This window comes from Pseudomonas anguilliseptica (assembly GCF_021375795.1).
GTDB classification, from domain to species: Bacteria; Pseudomonadota; Gammaproteobacteria; order Pseudomonadales; family Pseudomonadaceae; genus Aquipseudomonas; species Aquipseudomonas anguilliseptica_A.
Genome location: NZ_JAEIOI010000003.1, coordinates 222,215 through 248,176, shown reverse-complemented (window position 1 = coordinate 248,176; position 25,962 = coordinate 222,215). Strand labels below are relative to the sequence as shown.

Below are 25,962 nucleotides of genomic sequence, written 5' to 3'. Positions count from 1 at the left end.
GACCCGAGGAAGTCCCGTGGTACAACCTGTATTTATCAATCGCATCAGCGCCTTCCTGCCCCATGAGCCGGTCGACAACGAGCAGATGGAAGCGCGCCTGGGCCTGGTCGGCGGCAAGCCTTCGCGCGCGCGCAAGCTGATCCTGCGCAGCAACGGCATTCAGCAGCGCCACTATGTCATCGACCCGCAGACGGGCGAGCCGAGCATGAGCAATGCCCAGGTCAGCGCGGCAGCGATTCGCGGCCTGTTTGACGGCGATTTCCAGCTGGAAAATCTCGATTGCCTGGTCGCCAGCAGCGCCTCGCCAGACCAGGTTATGCCTGGCCATGCGGTGATGGTGCAGGGCGAGTTGGGCAACCCGCCGTGCGAGGTGGTGTCCACCGCCGGTATCTGCCTGTGCGGCATGACGGCGTTGAAATACGCCTGGATGAGCGTGGCCAGTGGCGAGAGCCGTAACGCGGTGGCCTGTGGTTCGGAAGTCGCCTCGACACTGATGCAGGCGAGCAATTTCAACGCCGAGTACGAAAGCCGCCTCGATGAACTGGAAACCCACCCGGAAATCGCCTTCGAGAAGGATTTTCTGCGCTGGATGCTCTCCGATGGCGCGGGTGCCGTATTGCTGCAGGGCCAGCCGAACCCTACGGGGCTGAGCCTGCGTATCGACTGGATCGACATTTTCTCCTTTGCCGATCAAATGCCGCCGTGCATGTACGCCGGCGCGGAAATGGTCGACGGCCAGCTGCAGGGCTGGAGCCGCTATGACGGCGGCGAGCGCAACCGCCGCTCGCTGATGGCGATCAAGCAGGACGTCAAGCTGCTCAACGACAACATCGTCAAATACACCGTCGAAGAGACCCTGGCGCGGATCATGGTGCGCCGTGAGTTGCACGCCGATGCAGTCGACTATTTCCTTCCGCACTATTCCTCGGAGTTCTTCCGCGAGCGTCTTGCTGTGGGGCTGAGCAATGCAGGCTTGCCGATCCCGCAGGAGCGCTGGTTTACCAACCTGACCAGCAAGGGCAACACCGGCGCGGCGTCGATCTTTATCATGCTTGATGAGTTGTTCAAGTCCGGCAGCCTGCGCAGCGGTCAGCGTCTGCTCTGCTATGTGCCGGAAAGCGGGCGTTTCTCCAGCGCCTTTATGCATCTGACAGTGGTTGGCCAGGACGGTGATAGCGCATGAAGCTCGATGAGGTTCCCCAGGATCACAGCTCCACCTACGGTGGGCACAGCAAGCTGGTCTACGCGGTGGATGCCAGTGGCCATTATCAGGGCGCGCAGAGCGATGGCTGGGAGCCGGAGGCTTTCGCCACCCAACTGGCCGTGGCCGAGTTGCAGGAGCAGGAAGCCGAGGCCGCAGCGGGTTGGCAGCGCGGTGAACTGTCGCCGCTGAAGTGCCTGATGTACCGCTACCGCCTGGATGAGCCGGCGCTGGCGCAGATCACCGGGCTATGGCAGTGGCGCATTCGCCGGCATTTTCGCCCGGCGATTTACAAGAAGCTGTCGACCGCCATTCTGGCTCGCTACGCCGAGGCCTTCGGCCTGCCTGTCGCGCAATTGATCACTTACCAGAAGGACTTGGCATGAGCCGTTTTCAGCATCAACAGAGTGCCCACTGCGAAAGCGGGGTGATGGCCAGTCTGTTGACCCATGCCGGGCTGCCGATGAGCGAGCCGATGGCCTTCGGTCTGGCGTCGGGCCTGGCATTTGCCTACCTGCCGATCGTCAAGCTCAGTGGTATGCCGCTGATTGCTTACCGCATGCCCCCCAAGCACCTGATCAAGACCTTGAGCAAGCGTCTGGGTGCGAAGCTGCATACCCGCACCTTCAGTGATCCCGAGCAGGGCCGCCGGGAACTGGACGCTGCGCTGGACAGCGGGCGCCTGGCCGGGCTGCAAAGCTCGGTGTTCTGGCTGCCGTATTTTCCGCCGGAGATGCGTTTTCACTTCAACGCACACAACCTGCTGGCCTATGGCCGCGAGGGCAATGAGTACCTGATCAGCGACCCGGTGTTTGAAGAGCCAGTGCGCTGCGCCGCCGAAGACCTGCAGAAGGCGCGCTTTGCCAAGGGCGCGCTGGCCGCCAAGGGGCTGATGTACTGGCTCGATGATGTGCCGCTGGAGCAGGACTGGAGCAAGCTGATCCGCCAGAGCGTGCTGTCCACTACGCGGATTCTCGACGGCATGCCGCTGCCGTGGATCGGTATTCGCGGCATTCAGCATCTGGCGGGGCAGATCGACAAGCTCGATCCGGCGCAGAGCAAATACAACCGCCTGTACCTGACCCATATCGTGCGTATGCAGGAAGAGATCGGCACGGGTGGTGCGGGGTTCCGCTTTATGTACGCGAGTTTTCTGCAGGAGGCGGGCGAGAAACTGGGTGATAGCAACCTGCAGGAAGCCTCGGCACAGCTGACTGCCATCGGCGACCACTGGCGCCAGTTCGCCTCGGCCTGCGTGCGCGCCAGCCGCAACAAGGGCGAGACACCAAACTTCGCCCCCATCGCCGACAGCCTGCGCAGCATTGCTTTGCAAGAGCGCGGCTTGATGAAAGAACTGGCGGCCTGGAGCAAGCGCAAGTAGCGGCGTAGGGTGGATCGCGCTTTATCGATCCACCGATCAACGCCCCCGGTGGATGAAAACGGCGTTATCCACCCTACAGATTGATCCGCTGCACCTCTGTGCCAACGCTTAGCTCGGCAAAGCTGGTGGCGTACGCGCCAGCAGTTGGCCCTTCCAGCAGCAGCGCCTGCACACAGAAATCTCCGCGCTCATCGCAGAGCAGCAGCAATGCCTGCTCGATCAAGCCCTCCTGCAAATCCAGGTTGGCCAGGGCCTGCAATTGCCCCCAAACCTGCTCGCCAGCACCGATAAACAGGTTCGGCCCGTCGATGCCCAGTTGCTGGGCGATATGAAAGCCGGCGGCGTTGCTTACACTGTTTACAAACTCGAACGGCTTGGGCTGCTTGTGCTGCACGCACACCGCCTCCAGCAGCGCACCCATGGTGGCGCGTGCGGGATGGGCCGAGGCCAGGTACAGGCCGCAGTTGCTGCGTACCTGTTGCTTTAGCGGCGCGGCGGCGAGCAGGCATTGCAGGATCAGGCGGTCGATGCGCCTTGGCGGGCTGTCCAGCCACTGGCCCAGGGCCGCTTTCAGCTCTTTATCGCTGGTGGCGGCCAGGCCGTGGACTTCACTGGCGGCGATCACTGGCATACGGTTTCTCCCGTGCTGCAACCTTGCAGAACCAGGCTGGCGTTATTGCCGCCAAAGCCGAAAAAGTTGGTCAGCAGCAGGCTGTCTGCCGCCAGAGTCTGCGGCTCTGCGCGCAGTGGCAGCATGGCCTGGCTGGCGTAGCTCACGCCGGGTAGCGGGCCGTTTTGCAGGGCCTTGAGCAGCAGTAGGCTTTCACTCAGGCCGCAGGCGCCCAGGGTATGCCCGAGCCAGGGTTTGAGCAGGCTCAGGGCCGGCATGCGTTCGCCATACAGCAGGCGCATGCCATTGCCTTCGGCTTCATCGTTGGCGCTGGTGGCGGTGCCGTGCAGTTTCACCAGGTCAATCTGTTCGGCGTTGCAGTCGGCGCTGCGCAGGGCCTGCTGCATGACCCAATGGATATGACTGCCATCTTCGCGGGTGGTGGTCAGGCTGCTGGTGTCGCAGGCGCTGAAACCTCCGAGTAAACGCGCCAGTGGTGCGTCACCCGGCTCGCGACCAAGCAGCACCGCGGCATAGGCTTCGCCCAGCAGCAGGCCGTCGCGTTCGGGGTGAAACGGGCGGTACTGGCCACTGGGGCTGGTCAGCATCAGCGCGCCGAACCCCTGCATGGCGATGGCGCTGTGCGTCTCGAAGCTCAGTACCAGGGCGCGGGTGTACTGGCCAGCATTGATCAGTCTGGCGCCGTAGAGCAGGCCATTGGCGGCGCTGGTGCAGGCGGTGTTCAGGGTAAAGGCGGCGGCAAAGCCCCAGCGCTGGCGCAGTTGCTTGGCGAGCAGATCCAGCGGCGTGGAATCTTCCGGGTGAAAGCCCTGCTGCTGGCGGGTCAGCGCTTCCAGCTCGTTGATATCCAGGCTGGTGCTGGCGACGATCAACAGGCAGTCGTCGAGGGCCTGGGGGTGTTCACCGAGGGTTTCGCTCAGCAGACGATCCAGACGCTGGCTCAGGCTTTCGCCAGTGTTCGCTGCGTACAGATAATTGCGTGGTTCATGCACTTCATGCAGCACAAAGGGCTCGCCCTGGGGCGGCTGAGCGTTTTGCAGAGCCTGGGCGGCGCTTGGTAGGTCATCGCCAAGGGCGCAGTGCAGGGCGGCGCGTTGCAGGTAAACCGGGGTCACTGCTGCTGCCTGATATAGGCGGCGATGCTGGCGATGCTGCCAAGGATGCGCCGGCCGTCTTTCGCGCCTTCAATGCGCACACCGTAGTGTTGTTGTAGCGCCAGGGACACTTGCAGGGCATCCAGGCTGTCCATGGCGATGCGGCTCTTGGCGCCGAATAGCGGTTCGTCATCGCTGATGCTTTGCCAGTCGATGTCGTCTTCCTTGTCGCACTCGCGAATCAGCAGTTGTTTGAGTTGTTGTTCTAGTAGTGAGTGGTCCATTGCGTGCGCTGTACTCGTCGGGTGAACAGAAGCAGCCCGGCTACCCCGCACAGCGCTGCAAACAGCAGCAGACGTGCGCAGTAGGGGGCGATGTCGGCCAGTGAGCCGTGGCCCACCAGCAGGGTGAGAAAGGCATCCAGTGCCCAGCTCATCGGGGAGATTTCCGCCAGTTGGGCCATGGCCGCCGGCATCACGCTTTTCGGCACCATGATGCCGCCAATTGCGGCCAGCAGGATATTGATACCGCCACCGAGCAGCAGCGCCTGTTCGCTGCTGCGCGCCAGTGCAGCGAGCAACAGGCCCAAGCTGCTGGTGGCCAGGGCCACACTGATGGCCAGCAGCGGATAAGCCAGCGCGCTGCCGGGCAGGCTGAGGGCAGGCAGGCCGAGCAGCGGCAGCCCGTAGATGCCAATGCCGAGTAGCAGGACGAACTGCAACAGGTTGATGGCGAAGTACGGCAGCAGCTTGCTCAACACCAGGGTGCCGAGGTTCAGTCCCAGGCAGCGCAGGCGCAGCAGAGTGCCGCTCTGTTGCTCACGTTGAAAGCCGCCGGCCATGGGCAGTACGACGAAGAACATGCCAAAGATCAGCCAGGCCGGCACGCTCAGCTGGGTGGCATTGGCGCGACCGCTGAGGTCGCCGCTGGCCAGTTGTTCCTGCTCATCAATCTGGCTCTGGGTGCGCTGCTGCACCAGGTGCAGGCGCTCAGCCCGGCTCAGCTCGGCGTCGATCACGCCGCTGTCTTCCAGATAGGCCAGCAGGCGGGTTTGCGCCAGGACGATGCTCACGGCGCTGTGCAGGCGCTGGCGCGAGAGTTTGTCGAACTGTGCGGGGAAACTCAGGCTCGGCCCCTGATGCGGGCTGTCCAGCAGGGTGGCCGCGAAGTCCTCCGGCAGCCGCACCTGGGCCAGCGGCTCGTCGCTATGTGCGAGCAGCGTGCTGTCCGCCAGTTGCGCCTGCAAGGCATCGTGGAAGAACTGGCTGGCGTCGTCCTGCGGGGCTTCGACGATCAGGCGCAGCGCTGGCGGTTTGTCCTGCATGTAGCTGGACATGGCCCCGGCCATCAGCAGCAGAAACAGGGTCGGCATGATAAACAGCACCGCCAACGCGTGCGGGTCGCGCAACAGCAACAGCACTTCCTTGCGTGCCAATGCCAAGAGGCCTGCCCAGAGCTTCATAGCCGGCCTCCGTTCAAGCGCAGATAGAGCTGTTCCAGCGACGGACGACCAAAGCGCAGCAGGTTGGGCAGGCCATCCTGGGCGGCGACAAATTCGCTGATGGCCAGTAACTGCTGGCCATTCAGGGCGGCAATTCGCAGACCCTTGGGCAATACTTCGGCCGTCAGTTGCAGGCTCTCGAGCAGCTGGTTAAGCCCGGCAGGTGCCGCGTCCGGCCATTCCAGCAGCAGGCCGTGGTCGTCGCCGAGCAGCTGGCGCTTGTCCAGGTCCAGGCGTACCTGGCCTTCGTGCAGCAGCAGGATGCGCTGGGCCACACGTTCAACTTCTTCCAGGTAATGGCTGGTGTAGATCACCGCCTTGCCCTCGGCGGTCAGCTGCTCCACGGCTGCCAGCAAGTGTTGCCGATTGGTGGCATCGACGCCCACGGTGGCTTCGTCGAACAGATAGACGTCAGCTGGTTGCAGCAGGCCGATGGCGAAATTCAAGCGGCGCTGTTCGCCCCCGGAGAGTTGCTCACTGCGCCGCGTCAGCTTGTCGTCCAGGGCGCAGATGTCGATGCATTGCTGCAGACGCTGGCGGCGCTGATTGCCGCGCAGGCGATACAGGTCGGCAAACAGGTCGAGGTTTTCGCCCACCTTGAGCCCGGCATAGAAGGCCAGCTGTTGCGGCACCAGGCCGAGCCTGGGTTGGCCTTGCCAATGCAGTTCGCCCTGTTGTAGCGCCAGCACGCCACTGAGCAGCGAGAGCAGGGTGGTCTTGCCGGCGCCATTGCTGCCGAGCAGGCCCAGGCATTCGCCGGCCTGCAACTGTAGGTCGATGCCTTGCAGTGCGGCGCGGTTGGCGCCTGGATAGCTGTGGACGACATTGCGCAGTTCAAGCATGAATCAGCACCAGCAGCAGTTTGCCGTCGAGCAGCAGGTGGTCTTCGCTGCGGATACTGAAGGCATAAAGTGCCCCGGCCGGGCTAAGCGCTTCCTGCTGGGCACTGACCTGCAGCGCGCCACTGCGCTGCGTCGGCTCATGGTGTAGCTGCAACTGCGAGAGCTTGCCAACCAGGGCCATTTCAATGGCACTGGTATCGCCGTATAAGGCACCATGCGCGGCGCATAACTGCGCGGCGGCTTCAAACAGCAGGCAGGGTGAGGCGTCGGGGCCAAAGTTCTCGAGAAAGCGCCAGGCGCTCAGGCCCTGGATGCTCAGTGGGTCATGCGCCAACAGGCCATCCAGCCAGAGAGCGGGACCTTGGTGAGGCAGCAGGCTGTGCAGTTGCGTGCGATCCATTGCGGGCGGCCGAGAGAAAGACGCCGGCAGTGTAACAGAGGGCCTGCAAGTCGCGCAGCGCCTGGCTTTGACAGATGGCAGACGGAATAGGGGAAGCGCTATGGCGTGGGTGCAGGCAGTGGCTTTTGGGTTGGGGACGCTGATTCTGCTGGCGCTGTCCTGGCAGGCATTGCGGCGGCCGAAGTCCCATGGTTTTTACCGGTTCTTTGCCTGGGAGGCTATTCTTGGCTTGCTGGTGCTCAATGGCCCGCTGTGGTTTGTTGACCGTTTTGCCCCCCACCAACTGGCGTCCTGGGCGTTGCTGTTTGCCTCGCTGCTGGTGCTGTTTCCCGGGCTTTATCAATTGCGTCGCATGGGCCGCCCGAATGAGCAGCGTCAGGATGCCGAGCTGTTTGCCTTCGAGCGCACCTCGCAGCTGGTGACCAGCGGCATCTACAGCCATATCCGTCACCCGCTGTACGCCTCGCTGTTACTGCTGGCCTGGGGCGTGGCCTGCAAACAACCCAATGGCCTGAGCTGGAACCTGGCGCTGCTGGCCAGCCTGGCGCTCTGGCTGACCGCCAAGTGCGATGAAACCGAGTGCCTGGCGCAGTTCGGTGAGGCGTACCGCGACTATATGCAGCGCAGCAAGATGTTTATTCCCTGGATATTTTGAAATCTTGCAGTAGCGCGTTTGCGATACGGGGTGAAAGGCAGGCTCAGCGTAGGTAGACGTCGCTTTGCTGCGTGCTGCTCAGGTTTATTCCCAGCTCAGCCGCGCCAGCTTCCATTCATCACCTTCCAGCCACCATTCCAGTTTTACCCCGTAGTGGCGCGCGCTGTCGGGGATCAGGCCTTCGGCGCCGGTAAGGCCAACCTGGGCGTCGGTATGGCCCTTCTCGCGGTAGGTGGTATCGAGGTAGCTGCTTTTGCTCAGGGCCAGCACCTTGATGTTCTTATGGCGCATAAACAGCAGCAGCATGGTGCGCTGCGCCCACTCGCGGTCGAACTCCCCCTGTGCTGAGAACTGCGGATGCAGCTGGTCGAGTACCGCGCTGGTGCTTTTGGCCTCCAGGTTGTCCTGCAGTTGTTGCACGGCTGCTTCCAGCGCTGCCTGTGGGTCATCCTTGGCACCGCAGCCGGCGAGCAGGGTGCAAAACATCAGCAAAGCCAAGGCAAATATCCGGGTTGGCATGCTCAACTCCTGTTTCATGGTTATGATGCCCGGCAGAGTGTTGGTCGGGAGTGGAAGGCCGTCAACGCTACGCATCTATTCAGGAGCATGCCATGCAGACCTTGTATCCGGAGATTAAACCCTACGCCCGTCATGAGCTGGCGGTGCAGGCGCCGCACGTGCTGTATGTCGACGAGAGCGGTTCACCGGACGGTTTGCCTGTGGTGTTTATCCACGGCGGCCCTGGTGCTGGTTGCGACGCGGCGAGCCGACGCTATTTCGACCCCAACCTGTACCGTATTGTCACCTTCGATCAGCGTGGTTGCGGCCGTTCCATCCCGCACGCCAGTCTGGACAACAACACCACCCAGGCGTTGATCGCCGACATGGAGCAGATCCGCGAGCATCTGGGCATCGAAAAGTGGGTGCTGTTCGGCGGCTCCTGGGGCTCGACCCTGGCCCTGGCTTACGCCCAGGCCCATCCGCAGCGGGTACATGGGCTGATTCTGCGCGGCATCTTCTTGTGTCGCCCGCAGGAAATTCAGTGGTTTTACCAGGAAGGTGCCAGCCGCCTGTTCCCCGATTACTGGGAAGATTACCTGGCGCCGATCCCGGCGGATGAGCGCGGTGATCTGGTGCAGGCCTTCTACAAGCGCCTGACCGGTTCGGACCAGATTGCCCAGATGCATGCCGCCAAAGCCTGGTCGACCTGGGAAGGTCGCACCGCCACCCTGCGTCCCAATCCGCATGTGGTCGACCGTTTCAGTGATGCGCACCGCGCGCTGTCGATTGCCCGCATCGAGTGCCATTACTTCGTTAACAACGCCTTCCTCGAAACCGATCAGCTGCTGCGCGATATGCCGAAGATCGCTCATCTGCCGGGCGTCATCGTGCATGGCCGCTATGACGTGATCTGCCCGCTGGACAATGCCTGGGCGCTGCATCAAGCCTGGCCGAACAGCGAGCTGCAGATCATCCGTGATGCCGGTCATTCCGCGGCTGAGAGTGGCATTACCGACGCCCTGGTGCGGGCGGCCGATGAACTGGCGCGGCGCTTGCTCAACCTGGCCCCGGACGAAGCATGAAGGCACTGATTCAACGGGTGCGGTGCGCTCGCGTAGAGGTGGCCGGTGAGGTGGTGGGGGCGATTGATCAAGGCCTGCTGGCGCTGGTTGGCGTCGAGCCGCAGGACACCCCGGCCAGTGTCGAGAAAATTCTGCACAAGCTGCTCAACTACCGCGTGTTCAGTGATGCCGCCGGCAAGATGAACCTGTCGCTCAGCGATATTGGCGGTGGCCTGTTGCTGGTGTCGCAATTCACCCTGGCCGCCGATACCAAGGGCGGCCTACGGCCAAGCTTTTCCAGTGCCGCGCCACCGGCGCTGGGCGCGGAGCTGTTCGACCTGCTGGTTACCCAGGCCCGCGGTAAACACCCGCAGGTCGCCACCGGCCAGTTCGGTGCCGATATGCAGGTGCATCTGGTTAACGATGGGCCGGTGACCTTTCTGCTGGAAAGCTAGCAGCCTGCTAACGCGCCAGCGCTTCGGCAACAAAGTCCAGGCGGTCCTGGCCGAAGTGCATCTCCTGGCCGATGAAGAAGGTCGGTGCACCAAACACGCCGCGCTTGATCGCTTCTTCAGTGGTGGCCTTGAGGCGTTCCTTCACCGCTTCATCGCTGACCAAGCGTTCGAACTCGGCGGGATCGAAGCCGGCGGCGCTTAGTACTTCGGCAACCACGTCGGGTTTGCCGAGGTTCTTCTGTTGCGTCCACAGCGCTTCGAACATCGTTTTCACGTAATGCTCGAAACGGTCGTCGTCCTGATAACCGGCTGCGCCGCGCATCAGGGTCAGGGTGTTGATCGGGAAGTGCGGGTTGAAGTTCATCGGCACGCCATAACGGCTGGCAAAGCGCGCCAGGTCCTTGAGCATCCAGGCGCCCTTGCTCGGGATCATCACCGGTGACTGGTTACCGGTGGCCTTGAACACCCCGCCGAGCAACATCGGTCGCCAGATAAGCTGCGCGCCGGCTTCGCGGGCAATTCGCGGCACCTGGGTCCAGGCCAGGTAGCTGGCCGGGCTGCCGAAATCGAAAAAGAATTCCAGGGTTTTGCTCATTGCATGCTCCTTCGGGAGGTCTTGTTATGGGGCGGGCGCGCAGTCGTTAGAACGTCTCGGACCATGGCCGCAGGTCCAGCTCATGCACCCAGCAATCGCGGGGCTGGCAATGGATCTGCCAGTAGGTGTCGGCGATATGCTCGGGGTTGAGAATGCCGTCCTGATCCTTGAGTTGGTACAGCTGCGGAAAGGTGTCGCGGATAAACGCGGTGTCGATGGCCCCGTCGATAATCGGGTGTGCGACATGGATGCCCTTGGGGCCGAGTTCGCGGGCCATGCTCTGGGCCAGCGCGCGCAGGGCGAACTTGGCACTGGCGAAGGCGGAGAAATTCGCCCGGCCGCGCAACGAGGCAGTGGCGCCGGTAAAGATGATCGTGCCCTGGCCGCGCGGCAGCATGACCTTGGCCGCTTCACGGCCGGTGAGAAAGCCGGCCAGCGCGGCCATTTCCCAGACCTTGCGGTACACCCGCTCGGTGGTCTCGGTGATGGAGAACTGCACATTGGCGCCGATATTGAAGATCACCGCATGCAGCGGGCCGACCTCGCGCTCAATGGTGGCGAACAGCTCGACCACCTGCTCCTCGATCCGCGCATCACAACCAAAGGCGCGGGCAGTACCGCCGGCAGCCTCGATCTCGGCGACCAATTGCGTCAGCTTGTCGGCATTGCGCCGCGCCACGCAGGCCACATAGCCCTCGCGGGCGAAGCGTTTGGCGATGGCGCCGCCGGTGGCATCCCCCGCACCGACTACCAGAATTGCTTTGCGTTCTGTCATTGCAGTCTCCGTTAGTTCTATTTTGGAACTGATGTCGATAGTCGGTTCCATTTTGGAACCTGTCAAGCTATGGTGAGCCATCGCTGTTGGAGGTTGGCCTATGCGTTGGGAAGAACTTGAGCAGCAACCCTGCTCTTTGGCTCGCACCCTGTCGGTAGTGGGGGATCGCTGGACGCTGCTGGTGCTGCGTGAGAGTTTTCTCGGCATTCGTCGTTTCGACGAGTTCGAGAAACGCCTGGGGATTACCCGTCATGTGCTGGCCGAACGCCTGAAAAAACTGGTTGAAGCGGGTGTGTTGGACAAGGTGGCTTATCAGCAGCGGCCAGTGCGCGAGGAATATTGCCTAAGCGCCAAGGGCCGTGATCTGTACCCAGCCATCATGGCGCTGGTGCATTGGGGGGATCGCCATATGAGCGGTGCCGAGGGCGCGCCGATCCGGCATATCCACCGCACCTGTGGTCAGCCGATGCATGGCGTGCTGGTGTGTTCGGACTGTGGTGAACCGCTGCAGCCAAGGGATGTACAGCTGGAGGAAGCCCCCGCGCTCAAGGGCCAGCTACTGCCAGCGCATTGGCACGAAAAGCAGGTTTTGTAGGGTGGATGGCGCTGTTCCCATTCACCCTGCGGGTCTGTAGAGGCATGCCAGGCGTGCGAGCGATTTCCCAGATATCGCCATTCGCGGGCATGGCCCGCTCCTACAAAAGCAGCAGCTTTGGTTAAAACAGTCGCGCCAGCAGAGCCGTTACCGCCGTTTCCACCCGCAGAATCCTCACGCCCAGCTGCACCGGTTGCAGGCCGGCTTCGGCGAGCTTTTCCACCTCATAAGGAATCCAGCCACCCTCCGGGCCGATGGCCAGCGTCACGGGCTGCGTAACCGCCCGTGGGCAGGCCGGGAAGTCGCCGGGGTGACCAATCAGACCGAGGGTGTTGGCGGCCATTGCAGGTAGCTGGTCTTCGACAAAGGGTTTGAAGCGCTTCTCGATGATCACCTCGGGCAGCACGGTATCGCGGGCTTGCTCCAGGCCGAGGATCAACTGCTCGCGAATGGCGGCAGGCTCGAGAAATGGCGTCTGCCAGAAGCTTTTTTCCACCCGGTAGCTGTTGAGCAGCACCAGCCGTGACACGCCCATGCTGCTGACGGTTTGCAGCACGCGGCGCAGCATCTTCGGCCGAGGCAAGGCGAGCAGCAGGGTCAGGGGCAGTTTTTCTGGTGGCGGCTGATCGAGTTGTACAGACAGCTCGGCTTCTTGTGCATCCAGGCGCAGCAGTTGGCCGCTGCCAATCAGGCCATTCAGACGGCCGACGCGCAGGCTGTCGCCCGCTTCGGCGCGGTGCACGTCATGCAGGTGCTTGAGGCGGCGGCCGCTGAGCAGCACGCGGTCGGCGGCGATAAAGTCGCCGTCTTCCAGAAGCAGCAGGTTCACGGTTGTGGCGCGGGTGGCTGGTCGTTGCTGGCGCTGCTGTCGTCTTCGGCAGCTTGTTCTTCGCGTTCGGCATTGCGCTGCACCAGGCTGCCGCACAGCAGGCCGACTTCGAACAACATCCACATGGGCACGGCCAGCAGGGTTTGCGAGAACACGTCCGGCGGAGTCAGTACCATGCCTACGACGAAGCAGCCGACAATCACATAGGGTCGGCTTTTACGCAGGGTGGCGACATCGACCACGCCAACCCAGATCAGCAAAAAGGTCGCGATGGGGATTTCGAAGGCCACGCCAAAGGCGAAGAACAGGGTCAGCACGAAGTCCAGGTACTGACCGATGTCGGTCATCATCGCCACGCCTTCCGGGGTTACGCTGGCGAAGAAGCCGAACATGATCGGGAACACCACGAAATAGGCGAAGGCCATGCCGGCGTAGAACAGCAGGATGCTGGAAATCAGTAGCGGTACGGCAATGCGCTTTTCGTGCTTGTACAAGCCGGGTGCGATAAAGCCCCAGATCTGATGCAGGATGATCGGGATGGCGAGAAACAGTGCGACCATCAGCGTTAGTTTGAAGGGCGTAAGGAACGGTGAGGCCACGCCCGTGGCGATCATCGTGGCACCTTCTGGCAAGTAGGCGCGCAGCGGCGCGGCCACCAGCGAGTAAATGTCCTGGGAGAAATAGAACAACCCGGCGAACAGCAGCAGCACGGCGCCGACGATCCGCAGCAGGCGCGTGCGCAGTTCAGTCAGGTGGGAGATCAGGGGCATTTCCTGATCGCTGTCCGGTCGTTGGCTCATGGCTGCGGGCTTTTATCCTGGCTGGTGCTGGTGTCAGTGGTGCGGCTCGGCTCGGCTGGCGTTGGCGTTGGCGTTGGCGTTGGCGTTTCGGCGCTGGTGCTGGTGCTGGTGCTTATGGGCGCGTTAAGGCTTTCCTTCATCGCCTTCATTTCCCGCTCAAGCTCAAGGATCTGCTCGTTATGCAGCTGACGGCGGATTTCATCCGCGCCGATCTCGCGCTCGACCTCGGCCTTGATCGCGCTGAAACTGCGTTTGATCCGGCCAATCCACAGGCCTGCCGTGCGCACAGCACCTGGCAGGCGATCCGGGCCGAGCACCACAAGGGCTACGATGCCGACCAGCAGCAGTTCGCTAAAGCCGATATCGAACATGGCTTAGTCTTTTTTCGCCGGTTCTTCGACCTTACGCGCCTGAGCGTCAATGGTCTGGCCCTTGGGTTCTTCCACGGCAGCGTTGGGCTTTTCGGCGTCGGCGTTGTCCATCGACTTGCGGAAGCCCTTGATGGCGTCGCCCAGGTCAGAGCCCAGGCCCTTGAGGCGCTTGGTGCCGAACAGCATGACCACAATCAGCAGGATGATCAGGAGTTGCCAGATGCTAATGCCACCGAATCCCATAACGCGTACTCCGTAACTAAGTGGTTGATCAGTTTTGTGTGCGTGCGGCTTTTTCCGCATGCCCGGACAGGCCAAAGCGCCGGTCCAGTTCGTCCAGTACCGCCTGCGGATGCTGGCCGAGGGCAGCGAGCATGACCAAACTGTGGAACCACAGGTCGGCGGTTTCGTAGATCACATCGCTGCAGTCACCGCTGACGGCAGCATCCTTGGCCGCGAGAATGGTTTCCACCGACTCCTCGCCGACCTTTTCCAGAATCTTGTTCAGGCCCTTGTGGTACAGACTGGCAACATAGGAGCTGTCGGCGGCCGCGCCTTTGCGCGACTCCAGCACCTCGGCCAGGCGGCTCAGGGTATCAGTCATGGCCGAATCACTCATGTTTGTGTCCTGCGGCATAGATGGCGTGCGGGTCTTTCAGCACCGCGTCGACGGTTTTCCAGGCACCGTTCTCGAACACCCGGTAGAAGCAGCTTTCGCGGCCAGTGTGACAGGCGATGCCGCCCAATTGCTCGACCATCAGGATGATCACGTCGGCGTCACAGTCCAGGCGCAGCTCATGCAATTTCTGCACATGGCCGGATTCCTCTCCCTTGCGCCAGAGTTTGCCGCGTGAGCGCGACCAATAGATGGCGCGCTGCTCGGCGGCGGTCAGGGCCAGGGCCTCGCGGTTCATCCAGGCCATCATCAGTACGCGGCCGGTCTTATGGTCCTGGGCGATGGCCGGTACCAGGCCGTCACTGTTCCAGTTGATGTCGTCGAGCCAGTCAGTCATTGCTATTTCCGCCCATCTCGGGCTGCTTGAGTCAGAAAGCTAGTGTGCCAGTGCTCACCCGGTGTGGCTATCGGCGCAGTACCAAGTAGAGACCGCCAGCGAGCATCAGCCAGCTTGGCCAGGCCACCACGCTGAGCAGCAGGCCCTGGCTCACCGCGCCGCCGATCAGCGCTGCACCAAGCAGGCGTGCCGGCCACTGATGGCGGGGTGTCGGGGTTTGCTGGCGGGCGGCAGGTTGCTGATTCAGTCGCTCCAGCGTTTCGCGGGCGATCTGCGACAGGTGCGGCACCTGCTCGGCCTGCAATTGCAGGTTGCGCAGCAAGTGCAGCGGGCTGATGCGCTCACGCATCCAGCGCTCGAGGAACGGCTGTGCGGTGCTCCACAGGTCCAGGTCCGGGTACAGCTGGCGGCCCAGCCCTTCGATATTCAGCAGGGTTTTCTGCAGCAGCACCAGTTGTGGCTGTACTTCCATATTGAAGCGCCGGGCGGTCTGGAACAGACGCAGCAGCACTTGGCCGAAGGAGATGTCCTTCAGCGGCTTCTCGAAGATCGGCTCACAAACGGTGCGGATCGCCGCCTCGAAATCATTGACCTGGGTTTCCGCCGGCACCCAGCCGGAGTCGATGTGCAACTGCGCCACGCGGCGGTAGTCGCGCTTGAAGAAGGCGATCAGGTTGCGCGCCAGGTAGTCCTGGTCTTCGGCGGTGAGGCTGCCGATGATGCCGCAGTCGATGGCGATGTACTGCGGGTTCCACGGCGTGCGCGTGCTGACGAAGATGTTGCCGGGGTGCATGTCGGCGTGGAAGAAACTGTCGCGGAACACCTGGGTGAAGAAGATTTCCACACCGCGCTCGGCCAGCAGTTTCATGTCGGTGCGTTGGTCTGCGAGGGTTTCCAGATCGGTGACCTGAATACCGTAGATGCGCTCCATTACCAGCACTTTCGGCCGGCAATAATCCCAATACACCTGCGGCACATAGAGCAGCGGCGAGCCTTCGAAGTTGCGCCGCAGCTGGCTGGCGTTGGCTGCTTCACGCAGCAGGTCGAGTTCATCGACGATGGTTTTTTGGTAGTCGCTGACCACTTCCACCGGGCGCAGGCGACGGGCATCGGCAGAGGCGCGTTCGGCCAGCTTGGCCAGCAGGAACAACCAGGCGATGTCCTGTTCGATCACCGGCTTCAGACCGGGACGGATTACCTTGACCACTACTTCCTCACCGCTTTTCAACTGCGCGGCATGCACCTGGGCGACGGAAGCCGAGGCCAGGGGCTGGGTGTCAAAGCGGGCAAATACGTCACCGACCTTGGCGCCCAGCTGCGACTCGATGCGCGCCAGTGCCTGAGCGGGGTCGAAGGGCGGTACCTGATCCTGCAGTTTGGCCAGCTCATCGGCGATATCCGGCGGCAGTAGGTCGCGGCGGGTGGAGAGCAGTTGGCCGAACTTGATAAAAATCGGCCCCAGTTCTTCCAGCGCCAGACGCAGGCGAGCACCACGCGACAGTTGCTGCGCACGACGCGGCAGCCAGCGCCAGGGCAGCGCATAGCGCAGCATGCGCGCCCAGAAGGGCAGCGGCAGGTTGAACAGCAGGTCATCCAGTTGGTAGCGTATAACCACGCGCTGGATGCGCAGCAGACGGCGAATGGCAAGCAGCTTCATGCGATGGGCTTATGGCGTTGGGCGAGGCGCTCAATGCGCGCGTCGAGTCGATCGAGGGACAGCTTCAGCTGATCCAGTTCGGCGAAGCGCGCATCGGCTTCACGCTGGCCAACCAGGCTGCGGGATTCTTCGCTGAGGTAGTCGGCCAGGTTCAGGCGCAGGCTGTCGAGGGCCTGACTGGTCCAGCTTACCCGGCTGCGTAGATGGCCGCCGAGCAACTGGCTGCCGACCGGTCCGAGCCAGCGTGACAGCTCGTACTCCCAGTCCAGTTCCAGGTCCTGGAGAATGCCGGCCAGTTCCAGCAGGGCAGCGCTGTCGCCATCCAGGCTGACTTCCGGGCTGTGCAGGATGCTGGTTTTATCTTTGCTGGTGGCCAGGCGCAGGAGGCTGGCAGCAGGCGCTCGCAGCTGACAGTCAGCCTCGCCCGCCCACTGCGCGGCCAATTGCAGGCCGCTGGCACTGGGCAGGATAAACAGCTGCAGGTTCGGTGCCGCGCATTCCACAGCAATCACCCGGCCACTCAAGCGAGCCAGGCGTGGCAGCGCAGTGCTGTCCATGGCCAGCACGCGATTGAGGCCGAGTTCGACCCCAGCCAGCAGCCCGGTGAGCAGCATCAGGGCTTGATGCCGCGATGCAGGGCGACGATGCCGCCGGTCATGTTGTGGAAGGTCACTCGCTCGAAGCCGGCTTCGACCATCATCGCCTTGAGGGTGTCCTGATCCGGGTGCATGCGGATCGACTCGGCCAGGTAGCGGTAGCTTTCGGCGTCATTGGTGATCAGCTTGCCGGCCAGCGGCATGAACTTGAACGAGTAGGCGTCGTAGAACTTCGACAGCAGCGGGCTGGACGGCTTGGAGAACTCCAGGATCAACAAGCGGCCGCCGGGCTTGAGCACGCGCAGCATCGAGCGGATGGCGTCTTCCTTGTGCGTCACGTTGCGCAGGCCGAAGGCGATGGTCACCACGTCGAAGTGGTTGTCGGGGAACGGCAGTTTTTCCGCATCAGCTTGAACAAAGCTGACGTTGCCGGCCACGCCCTTGTCGAGCAGACGGTCGCGGCCCACCTTGAGCATGGATTCGTTGATATCGGCCAGTACCACCTCGCCAGTCGGGCCGACCAGGCTGGAAAATTTGCGGGTCAGGTCGCCCGTGCCACCGGCGATATCCAGCACCCGGTTACCGCTGCGCACGCCGGACAGTTCGATGGTGAAGCGCTTCCACAGGCGGTGCATGCCGCCAGACAGCACGTCGTTCATCAGGTCGTATTTGGCGGCGACCGAGTGAAACACCTCGGCGACTTTTTCCGCCTTCTGGCTTTCCGGCACGCTCTGGAAACCAAAATGCGTGGTGGGTTCGCTGTCGCTGCTATTGCGCGGGTCGTTCATCTTGCCCTTTCCTAAAACAGAGAGGCTGTATCCAAAGTGGCAGTCATTCTAAACCCAAAAAGCCCCGCTGGGTTTGGGCGCTGCGCGGCAAACAGCAAAGTTGTCTGCGCGAGCTGCTTGCAGCTTGCGGCCTGCAGCCTTGCTATAGTCGCAGCGACTTAAGGTCGCAGTTAACGGGCGAGGAGAAATGCCATGGCCAAGATCACCATTGAACGACCCCATTCCCTGGGCCGCGAAGTTGCCCGCGAGAAAGCCGAGCAATTGGCCGAGCGCCTGGCGCGTGAATACGACGTGCGTTATCGCTGGAACGGCGACAGCCTGGAGTTCAAGCGCAGCGGCGCCGATGGCCGCATTGATGTGCATGACGACAGCGTACGTGTGCAGCTCAGCCTGGGGCTGTTGTTGTCGGCCATGAGCGGCACCATCAAGCGCGAAATCGAAGAGGTGCTGGACAAGAATCTGCAGGCCTGAGGCGCTGTTTAAAATTGCCTTGGGCAGTTTTTGATGGCCAGCCATCCCTGGCAGCCACCCTGTGGGCCGTCGCTGCGCGACGTTAAAAACTGCTCCAGGCAGTTTTTTCTTACGCTTAGTATGCGGTTTCTAATTTTCATCGATACCGTGCACCTAAGCCTGCATTCCGTGGGCGTTTCCTCGAAACACTTAGAGTGAGGTGCACCATGTCGAAAGTTGCCGTTAAAAAGAAAGCCGTCGTTGAAGAAACCAGCAGCGTGCTGAGCGACGCCAAAGTCTACGCCCGCAAAATCTGGTTGGCGGGTCTGGGCGCTTACGCCAAAGCCGGTCAGGAAGGTTCCGAGTACTTCAAAGAACTCGTGAAGAGCGGCGAAGGTGTTGAAAAACAAGGCAAAAAACTGGTCAACGAACAAGTTGAAGCCGCTAACAGCCAGATCGACAGCGTCAAAACCACTGTCACCAGCAATGTCAGCAGCGTGAAAAACAAGGTTGAAGTGCAACTCGACAAGATCGAAAAAGCCTTCGACAACCGTGTTGCCAGCGCCCTGAACCGCATTGGCATTCCGTCCAAGCAGGATGTTGAAGCGCTCTCTGCTAAGCTGGATGAGCTGAGCGCGTTGCTCGAGCACGTCGCGCGTACCAAGTAAGGAGAGCAGGATGGCTGTCAAAAAGAAAACCGAAAAGCAAACCACTTCCTGGATCGGCGAAGTAGAAAAATACTCGCGTCAAATCTGGCTGGCTGGTTTGGGTGCCTACTCCAAGGTCAGCAAGGACGGCAACAAGCTGTTCGATACGCTGGTCAAGGATGGCGAAAAAGCTGAGAAGCAAGCCAAGAGCGAAGTCGACAAGCAAGTTGGTGCTGTGAAGTCCACTGTGGGTTCGAAAGTGGACACTGCCAAATCGAAGGTCGATGAAGTCAAAGACAAAGCGATTGGCAAGTGGGGCGAGCTGGAAGAGGCCTTCGACAAGCGTTTGAACAATGCCATTTCGCGTCTCGGCGTACCGAGCCGCAATGAAGTGAAAGCGCTCAACGCTAAAGTGGAAAGCCTGACCAAGCAGATCGAGCAACTGACCGGTGTCTCGGTTAAATCGGTCAAGCCTGCGGTCAAGAAAGTAGCCGCCAAACCTGCTGCTAAGCCCGCTGCCAAGCCGGCCGCCAAAGCTGCCGCCAATCCAGCTGCAAAACCGGCTGCCAAACCAGCAGCTAAACCGGCCGCCAAGGCTGCAGCCAAACCAGCGGCTAAACCCGCTGCCAAAGCTGCCGCTAAGCCTGCTGCTAAACCAGCCGCGAAACCGGCTGCCAAGCCAGCAGCTAAGCCGGCCGCCAAGGCTCCGGCCAAGCCAGCAGCTGCCAAACCGGCTGCTGCTCCGGTAGCCGCTGCTGCACCTGCTCCGGCCGCTGCACCTGCTGCACCCGTGACACCTGCTACCCAGTCGTAAGACGCGCAGCAGTCAACGCAAACGCCCGGCCTAGTGCCGGGCGTTTGCGTTTGTCTGGGTCAGTCTTCCAGGTAGCGCTGGGCCAGGTGTTCAGCCGCGTAGCGCGACTCTTCGGCCAGGTGCGGGGCTACCAGCATCATCACTTGGTACACCACCAGACGGCTTTCACCTTCGCGGCCGATGATGCGTTGATAGTCCAGTGAAAACAGCAGGGTCAGGGTGATCTGCTCGACCAGTTGGCCCAGTGACTGCGTATCACTGCGTAACTGGCCATCGATCTGCAGTTGTGCGAGTAGCTCGGCCAGCGCGCGTTTCAGGTTGTTCAGCCAGTGGCGCATACCGCGTTCGAGTTTTGGCAGACGACTGGTCAGGTTGGACAGATCCTGGAACAGGAAGCGGTAATGCGCCAGACGTTCGACGATCAGATGCAGGAACAGCCAGTAATCTTCCACATCCAACTGCGCATCCTCTGGGGGCGAGAGCAGCGGCGCGAGTTCCGCCTGAAAGCGCTCGAACAGGCCGAGGATCAGCGGCTCCTTGCCGTGGAAGTGGTAGTACAGATTGCCCGGACTGATGCCCAGTTCGTTGGCTATTTCCAGGGTGGAAACATTGGGTTCGCCCTTCTGATTGAACAGCAGGAGGGCGCATTCGAGGATTCTGTCGCGGGTTTTCATCCGGTCTTCTTATTCTGGCCGCGGGAGTGGTGAAGATACCTGGCCGCAACAGGTTGCGGCCAGTTTGATCATGCGAGTACTTCAGCGTACGTGCACGTAGGTGCCGGGTGCGGCTTCCATCGCGGGATGGTTCTGGTTGCCCAGGGCCAGCAGGGTGTCTTTCTGCTCGCCTGAGCGCTCCTGCATCCATTTCAGCCATACCGGCCACCAGCTGCCTTGCACGTGCTCGGCATCGTGGTACCAGGCGCGCGGATCGCCGCTGAGCTTGGGGTTCTCCAGGTAATTGGATTTCGGATTACCTGGTGGGTTGAGGATGCTCTGAATGTGCCCACTGTTGGACAGAATAAAGCGCCGCTCACCGCCCAGCAGCAGGGTCGAGCGATACACCGCGTCCCAAGGCGTGATGTGGTCGTTGATCCCGGCGACGCTGAAGCTGTCGACCGTGACCTTCTGCAGATCCACCGGCGTGCCACAGACTTCCAGGCCGCGCGGGTGGGTCAGCGGGTTGTGCTTGAAGAAGTCGATCAGGTCGCCATGCAAGGCGGCGGGCAGGCGGGTGTTGTCGTTATTCCAGTAAAGGATGTCGAAGGCCGGCGGTTGTTTGCCGAGCAGGTAGTTGTTGATCCAGTAATTCCAGATCAGGTCGTTGGGGCGCATCCAGGCGAACACCCGCGCCATGTCGCGGCCATCTAGCACACCTTGCTGGTAGGAGCGACGCTTGGCGGCTTCGAGGGTCAGCTCGTCGGCAAACAGCATGGCCGGGCTGTCGATCTGGCTGTCCAGCAGGCTGACCATATAGGTGGCACTGGCCACCTTGCGCAGCTGGCGTTTGGCCTGCAGATGGCCTTGCAGGGCGGCGATGGTCAGGCCGCCGGCACAGGCGCCGAGCAGGTTGACGTTTTTACTGCCAGTGATGTCGCGGCAGACGTCGATGGCCGCTTCCAGCGCTTCGACATAACTCGACAGGCCCCATTCGCGGTGCCGAGGGTCCGGGTTGCGCCAGCTGATGACGAAGGTTTGCAGACCGTTTTTCAGCGCGTACTGGACGAAGCTCTTCTCGCTGGAGAGGTCGAAGATATAGAACTTGTTGATTTGCGGCGGCACGATCAGCAGCGGCTTGGCGTACTGCTTTTCACTCATCGGCTTGTACTGGATCAGCTCCAGCAACTCGTTGCGAAACACCACGGCGCCGCTGGTGGTGGCCAGGTTACGGCCGACTTCGAAGGCGTGCTTGCTGACCTGGCTGGGCATGCCGTCGTTATTCAGCAGATCGTCGAACAGGTGACTGGCGCCCTTGAGCAGACTGCTGCCGCCACTGTTGAACAGTTCCTTGATCACCTGCGGGTTGAGCAGGGTGTTGCTGGGAGCCAGGGCATCACTCAGCAGGGTGGCGACAAAGCGTGCGCGGGCACGGTCATCGGCGTCCAGGTTGCTCTCGTCGATCCAGCTGTTCAGCTGTTTCTGGCAGGCCAGGTAGGCTTGCAGGCCACGGCTGTAGAGCGGGTTGTCACGCCAGGTGGGATCGGCAAAGCGCGGGTCCTGCGGGTTGACCTTGAACGGCTTGTCGCCGAGTAGCACACGCCCCAGTTGGCCGCCCAGGGCCAGCGCATGACGGGCGCTGTGGATGGGTTGCTTGACCCCTTGCAGGGCCAGACTGCGCAGAGTGGAGAACAGATCGCGGCCGCGTAGACCAACCACTGCGTTCTGGGCATTCATCACGCTGCTGCGTACGGGCAGGGCGCGTTTGGCGGGTTGGTCTCGCATGGGGCAACACTCCGTCGTCAAACCGTGAGACTTCAAGGTTGATGGATAAGCAGCAAGGCTTATACCAACGCGCGCGCAAGGTGCGTTCCAGACTGCCGCGCGCCAAGTCTCAGGTAATACAACGTGCCCGGAAACGGGTCAAGCACTGTGCTGCCGGCACAGCCTCAGTGCGTGCGATCAAATGTCCTGCCCAGAGGCGGTGCGTTTAGCCGTTGGTGCGTGCCGCCGTGGGTTGCGGATGCATCACGGCGCGTTGCCGTTCCTCTTCGAGGAATTTCATGATGATCGGCGCCACGGCCTCGGCGCGGGTCACCAGAAACAGGTGGCCATCATCGATCACGTGCAGTTCCGAGTTAGGAATCCGCCAGGCCAGCAGGCGCATGTTGACCAGCGGGATCAGCGGGTCGTCGTCGCCGGCCATGACCAGCGTCGGTTGGCGAATCTTGTGCAGCCAGTGGATGCTGGTCCAACCCAAGCCGGCAAACAGCTGCCAGTAGTAACCCATCTTGCCGCCAGAACGGACTTTACTGGCATGCGCCAGGGCCAGTTTCGGGTCGCGGCGGAAGGCGCCGCCGTAGATTTCCGGGGCGATCTGTACACCATAGGAGGGCTGCACATAGCGGCGTGGACTGGCCATGCACCAGAGCACTTTGGGTTTGCCGGGGATCATCACCGCGCCGGCCGAGGTGGCGGCGAGGATCAGCTTCTTGCAGCGCTCCGGGTAATCGTGGGCGAACTGTTGTGCCAAGGCACCGCCCCAGGATACGCCAATCGCATTGACCTGGCCGTAGTCGAGGTAATCGAGCATGCGCGCAGCCAGTTTGGCCAGGCCCGGGAAACGGTACGGTGTGCTGGGTGTGGACGAGCCGCCGACGCCGGGGACGTCGAAGGCGATGACCTCCAGGCCCGGATCAAGCGCCCGCACGAACGGCATGACCAGCTCCAGGTTGGCCCCGATGCCGTTGAAGATCAGCAGCGGGGTCATCTTGCCGTTGCCGGGGCGAACAGCAGTACGGATGGTCTGGCCGTCCAGTTCGATGGTGCGGAATGTGAAAGGTAGCGACATGCGCAGAAGCCCTATCAGTTAAAACGCTGGATCAGACCCTCCGGGTCTTTTCCAGAAACGCCAGGGCGAGCCTGGTTCGCCGCGCCGGGTCACATGACCCGGCGGGCGAGCGACACCTCCAGTGTCGCGGGCAGTGATGCGCAGTGCGCAGTGTTCAACGTTCGTGAACGTAGGTGCCAGGCGCTGCTTCGCCGGCTGGGTATTTCTTGTTGCCGAGCTGGGTCGGGGCCTTTTTGTTGGCGCCGGAACGGTCGGCCAGCCAGGTTTGCCAATGCAGCCACCAGGAATCGGCGTGCTTGGTGGAGGTGGCTTGCCAGGTTTTTGGATCCGCATGCAACTCGGTGTTGGTCATGTAGCGGGCTTTCGGGTTGCCCGGCGGGTTGAGAATGCTCTGGATGTGCCCGCTGTTGGACAGCACGAACTCGACGTTGCCGCCAAACAGCTTGGCCGACTTGTAGCACGACTCCCACGGTGTGATGTGGTCAGTGGTGCCGGCCACGCAGTACAGATCGCTGGTGACTTGCTTGAGGTCGATCGGCGTGCCGCAGACTTCCAGGGCATTGGCGCGGATCAGCGGGTTGGATTTGAACATCTCGATAAACTCGCCATGCAGCGCAGCCGGCAGGCGGGTGGTGTCGTTGTTCCAGTAGAGAATGTCGAACACCGGTGGCTCGTTGCCGAGCAGGTAGTTGTTGACCCAGTAGTTCCAGATCAGGTCGTTGGGGCGCATCCAGGCGAAGACTTTCGCCATGTCGCTGCCTTCCAGCACGCCGGCCTGGTAGGAACGGCGCTTGGCCAGCTCCAGGCTCTTCTCGTCGGCGAACAGCGCTACGTCGGTTTCCAGGCGGTTATCCAGCACGCTGACCAGCAGGGTCAGGGCATGCACCTTCTTCTCGCCCAGCGCGGCGTAGTGGCCCAGCAGCGACGTGGTGGTCAGGCCGCCGGAGCAGGCGCCCAGCATGTTGACGTCCTTGCTGCCGGTGACGGCGGTAACTACGTCGATGGCTTCTTTCAGCGCTTCGATATAGGTCGACAGGCCCCACTCGCGGTGAGCCTTGGTCGGGTTGCGCCAGCTCACCACGAAGGTCTGCACGCCATTGCGCAGCAGGAAGCGCGCCACGCTCTTTTCCGGTGACAGGTCGAAGACGTAGAACTTGTTGATCTGTGGCGGTACCACCAGCAGCGGGCGTTCGTGCACCTGCTCGGTGATCGGCTTGTACTGGATCAGTTCCAGCAGGTCGTTGCGGAAGATCACCGCACCGTCGCTGGTGGCGAGGTTCTTGCCGACCTCGAAGGCATTCATGTTGACCTGGCTGGGCATGCCGCCGTTATGGACGATGTCCTTGGCCAGGTGCGAGAGACCATCCAGCAGGCTCTTGCCGCCGGTCTCGAAGAAGCGTTTTACCGCCGCCGGGTTGGCCATGCTGTTGGTTGGGGCCATGGCTTCGGTCATCAGGTTGATCACGAAGTGACCGCGGCTGGCATCTTGCTCGGACAGGTTGCTGTGCTCGACCCAGTCATGCAGCTCCTTGCGCCAGGCCAGGTAGGTCTGCAGGTAGCGGCGGTACAGCGGATTCTGGCTCCAGGCCGGGTCGGCAAAGCGCCGATCGCCTTCGGCGGGGGTGAGGTCGGATTGGCCGAGCATCACGTTTTTCAGTTCGAGGCTGAAGTGGGCAAGGTGTTTGGCGCTGTGCAGCGGTTGCTTGATGGCTTGCTTGAGCACAATACGCGCCGAGCTGAGCAGGTCTTTCCCACGGATGCCGATGACCGGGTTAAGCCCCAGGGTGTTCTCGGAGGCCTGGTTTTTCAGGTCATCATTATTCTTATCTGTCATCTACAACGCTCCATTGTCCTGAGACGAAATACCGGCATACGGCTGTGCACGGCGACACAGGGCTAAAACCTGCTCCAAGTCTGCTGCGCGTCGGCCTTGCTGCGTTAAAACCAGACTCGGAATGCTCATGTACAAACGTACACTCCGCTTCCTCGCCTGTTTTTGCCTTGCATGACTCTAGCTTGCGAGACTTTGAGCAGGTTCCATGAACCAGGTATTGCCCGGATTACCAAGGGCGGATCGCTCCGCAATCTTCCCTGTAACTGGCCTGGCCAGAAACAGGAAAACTTCCAACTACTTGGTTACCCGAGTTTATGAATTTGTGCAAGCTGGCCGCGATCTTGGCCGAATGCACGACAAGTATGCAGAGAAGGATTAGAAAATGCGCTCTAACCGGCCAGGAGCAACGGCCTAGAGGGGTTGCTGCGCTGCGGCAGATTGTCGCTCGGCAGGTTTGCCCTGGGGAAAAAACCGAGGCTGCATGGGGCTGTACCTGACAGGCCGCACGTGAGGTGTCAGAGCAGCAGACGCACCACGCTCTCGCTGGGGTCGCGGGATTTGCCGGCGGCGGCCAGGGCGGCCAGGTAATCGTTCCACAGCTCGTTTTGCCGGATGGCCAGCTGTTCCAGATAGTCCCAGCTGAACAGACCGCTGTCGTGGCCATCATCGAAGGTTAGCTTGAGGGCGTAATTGCCTGCGGGCTCGATCTTGCTCAGGCCAACGCCGAGCTTGCCGGTTTGCAGGATCGGCTTGCCATGGCCTTGCACCTCCGCCGAGGGCGAATGCACGCGCAGAAACTCGGCGGGCAGGGTGTAGCGCTCGTTCGCCCCGTAATGCAGCTCCAGGGTTTTCGAGGCTTTGTGCAGTTTGATCGCGGTGGGGATACGCATGGCGGGTTCCGCAGGAAATGTAGGAGCGAGCTTGCTCGCGATCATGCCAAATCGCGAGCAAGCTCGCTCCTACAGACTGCTG

33 protein-coding genes are annotated in these 25,962 nt (G+C 61.7%); 10 read left to right on the top strand and 23 right to left on the bottom strand.

Features of this window, described 5'->3' with window-relative positions:
• The first annotated feature begins 16 nt into the window (after positions 1 to 16).
• The 3 genes from IOD17_RS12620 to IOD17_RS12610 are packed head-to-tail and all read left to right on the top strand — an operon-like array spanning position 17 to position 2,582.
• Entirely contained in the window at positions 17 to 1,183 is a 1,167-nt protein-coding gene (locus IOD17_RS12620) for a beta-ketoacyl-ACP synthase III (protein ID WP_233685422.1), read from the top strand.
• Positions 1,180 to 1,587 (top strand): hypothetical protein, encoded by a 408-nt coding sequence (locus IOD17_RS12615; protein ID WP_233685421.1) that lies wholly within the window; start codon positions 1,180 to 1,182, stop codon positions 1,585 to 1,587. Before IOD17_RS12620 ends, IOD17_RS12615 begins: the two co-directional genes overlap by 4 nt.
• The gene (locus IOD17_RS12610) at positions 1,584 to 2,582 is read left to right on the top strand and encodes a BtrH N-terminal domain-containing protein (RefSeq protein WP_233685420.1); all 999 of its coding nucleotides are present in this window, start codon (positions 1,584 to 1,586) and stop codon (positions 2,580 to 2,582) included. Before IOD17_RS12615 ends, IOD17_RS12610 begins: the two co-directional genes overlap by 4 nt.
• A 73-nt stretch (positions 2,583 to 2,655) precedes the next feature.
• On the opposite strand, the gene IOD17_RS12605 is transcribed toward IOD17_RS12610, so the two are convergent.
• From IOD17_RS12605 to IOD17_RS12580, 6 genes are read right to left on the bottom strand one after another with little or no spacing between them, the layout of a single operon-like run.
• Positions 2,656 to 3,213, bottom strand: a complete 558-nt coding sequence (locus tag IOD17_RS12605) for a hypothetical protein (protein WP_233685419.1) — start codon at positions 3,211 to 3,213, stop codon at positions 2,656 to 2,658.
• Positions 3,204 to 4,328: a beta-ketoacyl synthase N-terminal-like domain-containing protein gene (locus IOD17_RS12600; protein ID WP_233685418.1), complete on the bottom strand. Its 1,125-nt coding sequence runs from the start codon at positions 4,326 to 4,328 to the stop codon at positions 3,204 to 3,206. Before IOD17_RS12600 ends, IOD17_RS12605 begins: the two co-directional genes overlap by 10 nt.
• Positions 4,325 to 4,591 (bottom strand): acyl carrier protein, encoded by a 267-nt coding sequence (locus IOD17_RS12595; protein ID WP_233685417.1) that lies wholly within the window; start codon positions 4,589 to 4,591, stop codon positions 4,325 to 4,327. The genes IOD17_RS12600 and IOD17_RS12595 overlap by 4 nt, the downstream gene beginning before the upstream one ends.
• Positions 4,573 to 5,769, bottom strand: a complete 1,197-nt coding sequence (locus IOD17_RS12590) for an ABC transporter permease (protein ID WP_233685416.1) — start codon at positions 5,767 to 5,769, stop codon at positions 4,573 to 4,575. Before IOD17_RS12590 ends, IOD17_RS12595 begins: the two co-directional genes overlap by 19 nt.
• Positions 5,766 to 6,650: an ABC transporter ATP-binding protein gene (locus tag IOD17_RS12585; RefSeq protein ID WP_233685415.1), complete on the bottom strand. Its 885-nt coding sequence runs from the start codon at positions 6,648 to 6,650 to the stop codon at positions 5,766 to 5,768. Before IOD17_RS12585 ends, IOD17_RS12590 begins: the two co-directional genes overlap by 4 nt.
• Positions 6,643 to 7,050: a beta-hydroxyacyl-ACP dehydratase gene (locus tag IOD17_RS12580; RefSeq protein ID WP_233685414.1), complete on the bottom strand. Its 408-nt coding sequence runs from the start codon at positions 7,048 to 7,050 to the stop codon at positions 6,643 to 6,645. Before IOD17_RS12580 ends, IOD17_RS12585 begins: the two co-directional genes overlap by 8 nt.
• A gap of 100 nt (positions 7,051 to 7,150) precedes the next feature.
• Here IOD17_RS12580 and IOD17_RS12575 point away from each other — a divergent pair, with 100 nt between their 5' ends.
• Positions 7,151 to 7,705 (top strand): methyltransferase family protein, encoded by a 555-nt coding sequence (locus IOD17_RS12575; protein WP_233685413.1) that lies wholly within the window; start codon positions 7,151 to 7,153, stop codon positions 7,703 to 7,705.
• Between the two features lie 84 nt (positions 7,706 to 7,789).
• Here IOD17_RS12575 and IOD17_RS12570 read toward each other — a convergent pair whose 3' ends face one another.
• Positions 7,790 to 8,224 carry a hypothetical protein gene (locus IOD17_RS12570; protein ID WP_233685412.1) on the bottom strand — a complete coding sequence of 145 codons (435 nt, stop codon included), beginning with the start codon at positions 8,222 to 8,224 and terminating at the stop codon, positions 7,790 to 7,792.
• Positions 8,225 to 8,316: 92 nt separating this feature from the next.
• On the opposite strand from IOD17_RS12570, the gene pip reads away from it, so the two are divergent.
• Both pip and dtd read left to right on the top strand, forming a co-directional pair.
• Complete coding sequence (pip, locus tag IOD17_RS12565; protein ID WP_233685411.1) at positions 8,317 to 9,288, top strand: prolyl aminopeptidase; 972 nt, start codon at positions 8,317 to 8,319, stop codon at positions 9,286 to 9,288.
• Positions 9,285 to 9,722: a D-aminoacyl-tRNA deacylase gene (gene dtd, locus IOD17_RS12560; protein ID WP_233685410.1), complete on the top strand. Its 438-nt coding sequence runs from the start codon at positions 9,285 to 9,287 to the stop codon at positions 9,720 to 9,722. The genes pip and dtd overlap by 4 nt, the downstream gene beginning before the upstream one ends.
• Positions 9,723 to 9,729: 7 nt before the next feature.
• Here the strand turns inward: dtd and IOD17_RS12555 are convergent, their stop codons facing one another.
• Positions 9,730 to 10,317: a 2-hydroxychromene-2-carboxylate isomerase gene (locus IOD17_RS12555; protein WP_233685409.1), complete on the bottom strand. Its 588-nt coding sequence runs from the start codon at positions 10,315 to 10,317 to the stop codon at positions 9,730 to 9,732.
• 46 nt (positions 10,318 to 10,363) lie between these two features.
• The gene (locus tag IOD17_RS12550; RefSeq protein ID WP_233685408.1) at positions 10,364 to 11,092 is read right to left on the bottom strand and encodes an SDR family oxidoreductase; all 729 of its coding nucleotides are present in this window, start codon (positions 11,090 to 11,092) and stop codon (positions 10,364 to 10,366) included.
• A gap of 100 nt (positions 11,093 to 11,192) precedes the next feature.
• Between IOD17_RS12550 and IOD17_RS12545 the strand changes: the two genes are divergently transcribed.
• On the top strand, positions 11,193 to 11,687 hold the full coding sequence (locus IOD17_RS12545; RefSeq protein ID WP_233685407.1) for a winged helix-turn-helix transcriptional regulator: 495 nt from the start codon (positions 11,193 to 11,195) through the stop codon (positions 11,685 to 11,687).
• Positions 11,688 to 11,808: 121 nt separating this feature from the next.
• Here the strand turns inward: IOD17_RS12545 and IOD17_RS12540 are convergent, their stop codons facing one another.
• The 9 genes from IOD17_RS12540 to ubiE all read right to left on the bottom strand — a co-directional run bounded on the left by IOD17_RS12540 (position 11,809) and on the right by ubiE (position 17,741).
• Entirely contained in the window at positions 11,809 to 12,516 is a 708-nt protein-coding gene (locus IOD17_RS12540; protein WP_233685406.1) for a 16S rRNA (uracil(1498)-N(3))-methyltransferase, read from the bottom strand.
• Positions 12,513 to 13,316, bottom strand: coding sequence for a twin-arginine translocase subunit TatC (tatC, locus tag IOD17_RS12535; RefSeq protein WP_233685405.1), 804 nt, complete (start codon positions 13,314 to 13,316; stop codon positions 12,513 to 12,515). The genes IOD17_RS12540 and tatC overlap by 4 nt, the downstream gene beginning before the upstream one ends.
• Complete coding sequence (tatB, locus tag IOD17_RS12530; RefSeq protein WP_233685404.1) at positions 13,313 to 13,687, bottom strand: Sec-independent protein translocase protein TatB; 375 nt, start codon at positions 13,685 to 13,687, stop codon at positions 13,313 to 13,315. The genes tatC and tatB overlap by 4 nt, the downstream gene beginning before the upstream one ends.
• 3 nt (positions 13,688 to 13,690) lie before the next feature.
• On the bottom strand, positions 13,691 to 13,930 hold the full coding sequence (gene tatA, locus IOD17_RS12525) for a twin-arginine translocase TatA/TatE family subunit (protein WP_233685403.1): 240 nt from the start codon (positions 13,928 to 13,930) through the stop codon (positions 13,691 to 13,693).
• Between the two features lie 28 nt (positions 13,931 to 13,958).
• On the bottom strand, positions 13,959 to 14,291 hold the full coding sequence (locus IOD17_RS12520; protein WP_233685795.1) for a phosphoribosyl-ATP diphosphatase: 333 nt from the start codon (positions 14,289 to 14,291) through the stop codon (positions 13,959 to 13,961).
• A gap of 7 nt (positions 14,292 to 14,298) precedes the next feature.
• Entirely contained in the window at positions 14,299 to 14,700 is a 402-nt protein-coding gene (hisI, locus tag IOD17_RS12515; protein ID WP_233685402.1) for a phosphoribosyl-AMP cyclohydrolase, read from the bottom strand.
• Positions 14,701 to 14,767: 67 nt separating this feature from the next.
• Positions 14,768 to 16,357, bottom strand: coding sequence for a ubiquinone biosynthesis regulatory protein kinase UbiB (gene ubiB / locus IOD17_RS12510; RefSeq protein WP_233685401.1), 1,590 nt, complete (start codon positions 16,355 to 16,357; stop codon positions 14,768 to 14,770).
• Entirely contained in the window at positions 16,354 to 16,971 is a 618-nt protein-coding gene (locus IOD17_RS12505) for a ubiquinone biosynthesis accessory factor UbiJ (protein ID WP_233685400.1), read from the bottom strand. The genes ubiB and IOD17_RS12505 overlap by 4 nt, the downstream gene beginning before the upstream one ends.
• Positions 16,971 to 17,741: a bifunctional demethylmenaquinone methyltransferase/2-methoxy-6-polyprenyl-1,4-benzoquinol methylase UbiE gene (gene ubiE, locus IOD17_RS12500; protein ID WP_233685399.1), complete on the bottom strand. Its 771-nt coding sequence runs from the start codon at positions 17,739 to 17,741 to the stop codon at positions 16,971 to 16,973. Before ubiE ends, IOD17_RS12505 begins: the two co-directional genes overlap by 1 nt.
• A 192-nt stretch (positions 17,742 to 17,933) precedes the next feature.
• Between ubiE and IOD17_RS12495 the strand changes: the two genes are divergently transcribed.
• The 3 genes from IOD17_RS12495 (at position 17,934) to IOD17_RS12485 (ending at position 19,652) form a co-directional block, all read left to right on the top strand.
• Entirely contained in the window at positions 17,934 to 18,212 is a 279-nt protein-coding gene (locus tag IOD17_RS12495; protein ID WP_233685398.1) for a polyhydroxyalkanoic acid system family protein, read from the top strand.
• Positions 18,213 to 18,418: 206 nt separating this feature from the next.
• Entirely contained in the window at positions 18,419 to 18,859 is a 441-nt protein-coding gene (locus IOD17_RS12490; RefSeq protein ID WP_233685397.1) for a phasin family protein, read from the top strand.
• A 10-nt stretch (positions 18,860 to 18,869) separates the two neighbouring features.
• Positions 18,870 to 19,652, top strand: coding sequence for a phasin family protein (locus tag IOD17_RS12485; protein WP_233685396.1), 783 nt, complete (start codon positions 18,870 to 18,872; stop codon positions 19,650 to 19,652).
• A 59-nt stretch (positions 19,653 to 19,711) separates the two neighbouring features.
• Here IOD17_RS12485 and IOD17_RS12480 read toward each other — a convergent pair whose 3' ends face one another.
• From IOD17_RS12480 to IOD17_RS12460, 5 genes are all read right to left on the bottom strand, one after another.
• Positions 19,712 to 20,326, bottom strand: a complete 615-nt coding sequence (locus IOD17_RS12480; RefSeq protein ID WP_233685395.1) for a TetR/AcrR family transcriptional regulator — start codon at positions 20,324 to 20,326, stop codon at positions 19,712 to 19,714.
• Between the two features lie 81 nt (positions 20,327 to 20,407).
• Positions 20,408 to 22,090 (bottom strand): class II poly(R)-hydroxyalkanoic acid synthase, encoded by a 1,683-nt coding sequence (gene phaC, locus IOD17_RS12475; protein WP_233685394.1) that lies wholly within the window; start codon positions 22,088 to 22,090, stop codon positions 20,408 to 20,410.
• A 205-nt stretch (positions 22,091 to 22,295) separates the two neighbouring features.
• A complete protein-coding gene (gene phaZ, locus IOD17_RS12470) occupies positions 22,296 to 23,156 on the bottom strand; it encodes a poly(3-hydroxyalkanoate) depolymerase (RefSeq protein ID WP_233685393.1) in 861 nt (286 codons plus the stop codon).
• Positions 23,157 to 23,310: 154 nt separating this feature from the next.
• On the bottom strand, positions 23,311 to 24,990 hold the full coding sequence (gene phaC, locus IOD17_RS12465; RefSeq protein WP_233685392.1) for a class II poly(R)-hydroxyalkanoic acid synthase: 1,680 nt from the start codon (positions 24,988 to 24,990) through the stop codon (positions 23,311 to 23,313).
• Positions 24,991 to 25,505: 515 nt separating this feature from the next.
• On the bottom strand, positions 25,506 to 25,880 hold the full coding sequence (locus IOD17_RS12460) for a gamma-butyrobetaine hydroxylase-like domain-containing protein (protein ID WP_233685391.1): 375 nt from the start codon (positions 25,878 to 25,880) through the stop codon (positions 25,506 to 25,508).
• Positions 25,881 to 25,962 lie beyond the last annotated feature (82 nt).